The sequence below is a fragment of the Methylobacterium sp. GC_Met_2 genome (genome assembly GCF_026540795.1).
In the GTDB taxonomy this organism is placed as follows: Bacteria; Pseudomonadota; Alphaproteobacteria; order Rhizobiales; family Beijerinckiaceae; genus Methylobacterium.
This window is the reverse complement of record NZ_JALNUM010000195.1, coordinates 1-5,740: the sequence shown is the minus strand read 5'-3', so window position 1 is coordinate 5,740 and position 5,740 is coordinate 1. Positions and strand designations below refer to the sequence as shown.

Genomic DNA, 5,740 nt, shown 5'->3' with positions numbered 1-5,740 from the left:
AAGTAGGCGTGCGTGTGATCGGAGACAGAACCATGCAGGCTGATAACCCGCTCTGGTACGATTACGCCGAGGCTGAGGAGGCGCCGAGTCCCACCCTGTTGATCGTTGCCTACCTGGTCGACTTGAGTGTCAGTGGCCTGAGGGCTGCTAGACGTGTGTACTGGCTACCGGACCGGATCTGGTGCCAAGTGGCCGACACTTGTGCGAGGTACCGCGCGACTTAAGCGTAGCAGCTCTGCAAAGCACCGAGCTGAGTCAGGCCGAGGTGTTGCCCTCGTCCCCGGCGATTGGAGCGGCATCGCACAGGCGCCAGAACTCGATGAAGCCGGCGGCGTAGGCGGCAAGCAATACGGCGGTCCAGTGCACAGTCTGGCTCCTCAACACAGGCGTTCAGCCGTTTTGTAGCCAAGACCTTGATAACTTCTAACCCATGTGAGCGGCATTTACGAGCCGTCTAGCCACCGCCGGGCACCTCGACAGTTTCACGTTGGGCCGCCATCTTGAGTGCCTGCCCGCGGCGAGGAGGCGCCCCGCATGACGCCCGATCGCCCGCTCTGGCTTGCTCCCATCCTTGTGCTGATCGCCCTCGCCCCGCTGGCCTGGATGGGCCGGCAGTGGGTTCGCGAATGGAGGGCCCACAAGGCCGGCACGCTGCTCCCGCGGGGCTACAAGCCACCGGAGCCGCCGACCCTGCACGAGCCGTGGCGCTGGCGGTTCCTCTGGCTGTACGCGGTCCAGGCGGTCGCGATCGGCGGGCTGACATACGGGATGGTCAGCGATATGGGGCCAAAGGATGCTGCCGGCTTCGTGATCGTGAACATCATCCTCGTCGCCTTCGCCACAGCCGTCCTCACCCGGCTATGGGACCGCGCGGCGGGGCTCGCGCGGCGCCGTAGCACCGCCAGCGAGGGCGAGCAGGCGCCGGGTAAACAGGTCGGCGTTCCGGCTGCCCGGGGGCGACTTCACCAGCGCCCTTAGGTCCGGGAGGGCCGCCGGGTCGAACAGCATGCGGGCGATAGCCGCCCCGTTCCGCCCGATCTGGTAGCGCGTGAAGGCATCGCCGGCCGACTTCTTGGCCGCCAGCAGGCCAGCGCCGCCGGCCCCGACAAAGCCCGCCACGCCGCCGCCGCCTGCCGCGCTCGCGACCGTGCTGGCGATGGCGCCGCCGACCGACTTGCCGCCAGCGAGCTCTTCCTGGATCCGCGCATTGAACGCCGTATCCGACCCCTTCTGCGGGCGATAACCGGTCGCGCGGAGCGTGGTCAGGAACCGGTCGAGCCCCTGCCACAGCGTGTCGCCGTTCGGCAGCGCCCGGATGCCCGCCTGCAGGTTCTTGGCCTGCTGCGAGTTGCCGGCCACCGCCGAGGCGAACCCCGCGCCACCGTACTGCGCAGGCAGGCCGCGGAGATCCCGTGTGGCGTCGTCAAACGTCGTCTCCAAGTGGATCCGGGCGAGCTGCCGAGCCGCCTGCGGGTCGCTCTTGGCGAGCGCCCCCATGGTGGCACCGATCTCGGCCTCGCCGCCGGCCAGGGGTTCACGCTCGAACAAGGTGCCGATCGCGCGCTTCAGGTCCGGCTTCTGCGCGATCCGCCCGAGCGGCGAGCGCTCCACCGCCGCCATGCCGTCACGGGCCACCGCGATGGCGCTGAGCCGATCGCGCACCTCCGGGTGCTGCGCCAGCAGATCCTCGTTGGCCTGGAGCCCGGCCCGCAGCTTCTTGCCCGAGATCGCGCCCGTCTCCGCGTCCGTGGCGGCGTCCAGCAGTCGGGTCGTGAGCTGCCCCTGGAACGCCTGACGCGCCTCCGGTGTGGCGACCATGCCGAAGTCCCGCGCCGCGGATGGACCCTCTGCAATCGCGCCCGGCACCTGTTCGGGCGGCATCGTGAACCGACCGCTCATCTGGTCCTGCGCCACGATCCGACCCGGCGCCGACCCGGAGGCAAACGGGTCGAGGTTGCGCGAGGCCGCCTCGAAGCCCGCGCGAGCGCTCTCGTACTGCGGCACGGAGCGCAAGGCGTCGTCGAGGTGCCCGCTCACGCCCAGAAGCACGCGCTGTGCCTGAGTCGGCGCCTTGTCGATCAGGTCGGAGATGGCTTCGCGGGCGCCGTGCAGACCGGCAACCGACAGGTCAGGCGTCCGGCCGTCGTTCTCGAACAGGGTCTTTCGCGCCTGCTGGAGCCCAAGCAGCACGGGCCCCTTGGCGGTCCGCATCTGCTCGTCCACGTGAGCGATGACGGGCGACGGGTCTACCTGCCCGAACCGGACATCCGGGATGGTCTCCTGCACGGTCGTGGATCGGCTGAGAGGAGTCGGGTTCGGTCGCATGCCGCCCACGACAGCCTCATAGGCGCTCGCCCCGTCCGGATGCTCGCCGCGCATCAGCGACCCGAGCGCCCGAGACCTGACGTCAGGATGCAGGTTGCCAGAGTCGATACCGGCGCCACGCAGATCGCCATCCAATCGGCTCTGCGCGAGCGACAAGGCGTTGGCGTAGTCGTCCGCCATCTGACCGCCGGTCTGTGCGGGTCCCGCCTGACGGCCCGATCCGATCGGGTAGGATGGAAACCCACGCTGTTCATTCTGCAGCTTGCGCAGCAGTTCAGACGAGATGTCCCGCGCCATGCCACCGTCGGGATCGGGTCGAAAATACCCCTCCTCGATCAACCGCTCGCGCCAGAAGTCGTCGATGCCCTTGCCGGTCGGGCGCGCGACGTTGCCGACGCCGGGCACGGTGAACTTGTGCAAGTCGGTGGCTGCCACGTCGCCATCGAGACGCAGCCCACCATTCCGGGCGACGAACCGTGCGAGGCTTTCGGGCCCAGCCTCCGCAGCAACGCCATCGCCGCGGCCAGGAGGCGGGTCCAGCGGTCGAGGGGCCGTGTCCGTGAACTGCGGGCGGGAATATGCCTGCGGCGTCACGATCGGATCGCCGGGGCGCTCCACATCGAGCGTGCGCGGGAGGCCGACGCCCTCCGGTGCCTCGCGAGCTGCGGCATAATCCTGATCGGCGAGGGCCGCCCGCATGCCTTCCCGGCGGTCGAACGCCCGCCGCAGTGCCGGTTGGATCACCTGTCCGGCCTGTTCCGGCGTGACCCGGGGACCGGCCGCCGCGCGGGCTTCGGTAAGCGCCATGCCCTGCGGGGTATCGGCGACAGCCTGGCGCGAGGCGTCGTCCACCGCACCCGAGAGCGCGCCCGGCATGGGCTTGTCGGCGAGAGCATCGAACGCGGCCCGGCCCGCCGCGTCCACCTGCCCAGGCCGTGCGGCATAGAACTCGCCCGCGATCCGCTGGCCCTCGCCGCCTGAATTCGCTACCACCCGGGCGACCTGAGAGGCACGCGACGCCTGCCCGCCAGTGACTTGGTTCAACGCCTCATCGAGCGACAGCGGTATGCCCCCGCCCGGCAGGTCGCGGGACTGCTCCATGAGCGCTTTCGCGGACTGGACCTGTTCCGGCTTGATCCCGTCGAGCGCGTCGCCCAGCACCGCGGCACCGCCTCGAGGAGCGCTCGCCATCCCGGCGCCGACGCCGCCCGCCAGCGCGCCAACGAAACGAGCCGGGCCCTCAAGGTCGGGTGCGATCCCGCGAGCGTAGCGCCCGGCGCCCTCGCTCATGAGAGCCGGGGCGACCACCTGTCCGAGACGAGCCATGGCGCTCCCGCCGCCGACGGCTGCGTTGGGTGCGAACTCGCCCACGGTATGTGCGATCTCGCCCGCCGTCGTCTGCGGCTTGTAGGCGGGCCCGGTCGCAGCTTCCATGCTGCGTGAGACGGCATCGGCCGAGGGGAAGCCGCTGGCAATCGAGGGCAACGGGTCGCCGCCTGGGCGCTCGCTATTCGGCGTCACGCCCACGAAGTGACCGAGCTTTTTCGCGGCCCAGCCTGTCGCCGCTTCACCGAGGCCAACCAGCGCGTTCGGCGCCCCGATCAGCCCGGCCACGCCGGCATCGACACCGCTCTCGGCCGAGCGCGCGACGTCCTTCACGTAGGCCATGCCCCGCGACAAGGCCGAGGGCTGCTCGGGCTGCGGGGCCGCCGGCTCGTCGAAGCGGTCGAAGAAGTTGCCGCCGGCAGGCGCCGGAGGAGGCGCAGCAGGGGCCTGCGCGACAGCCTGAGGCGCCGGGTCGAATTGGTCGAAGAAATTCGCCATGTCAGCGGCCTCCGAGGTAGCGAGCAGCCGACCCGGGACCGTATTTGGCCTCGAACTGCGCCGCGAGGTTCGGGTTCTGCTGTAGGGCCTGCACGGCACCGCCGGGGACCGCCGCGCCGGTCACGGGCGCGGACTGCCGCGAGGCCGGCCCCGGGAACTGGACGCTGCCGGCATCGAGCGGCTTGCCGGTCAGGGAACTGACGATCGGGTGCGTGCGGTCGTATTGCGCCACCACGTCGTCGAAATTGTCCCAATTTTCCTTCTTCCGGGCGAGCGCCGCCAAGTCGAGCTCGTGCTGGGCCTGCTGGCGCTTAATATCGATCAGCGCTGCATTGCCCTCTGGGGTCAGGGTCAGACCCGGATTATTTTTCAGATAAGTGGCGAAGTCGAACTGCGTCGGCCGGGCTGTGAGCGACTTGGCATCCGCTGTGGCGAGCTGCGTTCCGATCTTCGAGATAAGCTCGGACGGGGCGATGTCGTCGCCGATGTTCAGCCCGAGCGAGCCACGAGCGAACTGCTTGAGCCCGAGCACCCGTTCCGCCGCCGGGCCGGTGGTGATCTTGTCGCCGCCAGCCTTCCAGGCGTCGGACAGCACGTTGAGCGCCGCCAGCTTGTCCCGGGCCGGACGCGCGGCCGAGATGTAGTCGCTGATGTCCGTGCCGATCGCGTCGCCGATCTTCTTGTCGCGAGACATCTCGGTCGGCGGCATGTTGATCGTGGTCGAGGGCGCCTGCGGCTCGAACGTGACCGTGCCGTCCGGCTTCTGCCATGCCGCCCGATTGTCGTCCTGACGGATGCCGGCCTTCAGGCGCGCGGTCGGATCCGTGAGCGGCGCCACGCCCTGCCCCGGGATCAACTGAACCTGTCCCTTGGTCGGGTCGTTCTTGTCGTACAGGAGCGTGCCGCCGCCAGGCGTGCTGGCCTGGACGAACTCGCTTTTGGCCTCGTCGTCTCCGAAGACCTTCTGCCCCGTGTCCGCATAGCGAGCGATGCCGCTGGCATCCGTGCGGACATCCCGGCCGGCATTCGGGTTTTGCATCTTTGCGATCGCCGCCGAGACCAAGGTGCTGTTACCGGCACCACCTACTGCCTGCTCGGGAGTGAACTGCCCTGGAAAAGCTCGCTGGATCAGCTGAGCGTTGGCGCTCATCGCGCCCTGCTCCTGTCGAGCCTTCTGGACCTTCAGCCCATATTCCGCCTGGGCAAGCTGATTGGCCGAGTTCTGTGCAGACGCGCGCTGAGCCCCCTGCATCGCCTGCGCCCAGCCCGAGGCGCCGCGACCAGACAGAAAGCCCCCCGACATCGCCAGAAGCGTATCGCCGATCCCGGTCTTTGCCAGGGCCTGCCATGCGTCAAGACCGCTAGGCCCGTCGGGCGCACCAGACGCGCTGATCGGCGGTCCGTTCGGCTTGCTGGCCGAGGACGCCGGCCCCGTCATCGCGGGCGCGCCGGTCGGCACGGCATCGGCCGGGGCCGCGGTGGCGCTCGACCCGAACTCCGAAGGGCGCGCGGGCGGCATGGGCACCGCACGGGCCACCGGCAGGTTCGGGTTTGGCCCGTCCTCGTCATCGTCGGACCCGGGAGGCGGGGT

Annotated in this window: 2 protein-coding genes and 1 pseudogene; 1 reads left to right on the top strand and 2 read right to left on the bottom strand. The window is 69.6% G+C overall.

All coding sequences use genetic code 11. From position 1 onward, the window contains the following. The first annotated feature begins 534 nt into the window (after nucleotides 1-534). Nucleotides 535-978, top strand: a complete 444-nt coding sequence (locus OXS49_RS32275) for a hypothetical protein (protein ID WP_267428609.1) — start codon at nucleotides 535-537, stop codon at nucleotides 976-978. Here OXS49_RS32275 and OXS49_RS32270 read toward each other — a convergent pair. Beyond that, complete coding sequence (locus OXS49_RS32270) at nucleotides 859-4,149, bottom strand: hypothetical protein (protein WP_267428608.1); 3,291 nt, start codon at nucleotides 4,147-4,149, stop codon at nucleotides 859-861. The two genes, OXS49_RS32275 and OXS49_RS32270, sit on opposite strands and share 120 nt — an antisense overlap. 1 nt (nucleotide 4,150) lies before the next feature. Continuing rightward, nucleotides 4,151-5,740 (bottom strand): annotated as a pseudogene (locus tag OXS49_RS32265) (hypothetical protein); the annotation flags it as partial.